The sequence below is a fragment of the Belnapia sp. AC561 genome (assembly GCF_979252845.1).
Map to the genome: position 1 here is coordinate 1 of NZ_CEEDBP010000194.1, position 278 is coordinate 278.

The following is a 278-nucleotide window of genomic DNA, read 5'->3' on the forward strand; positions in this document are numbered from 1 at the left end:
TTCCTGGATAGTGGAGATGATCGCTGCGTAGGTCGAAGGACGACCAATGCCACGTTTTTCCATCTCTTTAACCAGGCTGGCTTCGGAGTAGCGTGCCGGCGGCTTGGTGAAGTGTTGGCTCGGGTCGAGCTGGATCAGTTTCAGCGCTTCGCCTTCACTCATGTCGGGCAGCACATCGTCATCGCCGGGCTTGCTGATTTGCGGCATGGCGCGGGTGTAACCGTCGAACTTGAGAATGCGGCCTTTGGCACGCAGTTCGTATTCGCTGGCTTTGACGC

At 57.6% G+C, this 278-nt stretch carries 1 protein-coding gene; it reads right to left on the reverse strand.

Features of this window, described 5'->3' with window-relative positions; translation table 11 throughout:
- A partial coding sequence (locus AC0IW9_RS30715) for a DNA topoisomerase (protein ID WP_471652092.1) occupies positions 1-278 on the reverse strand: 278 nt, incomplete at both ends.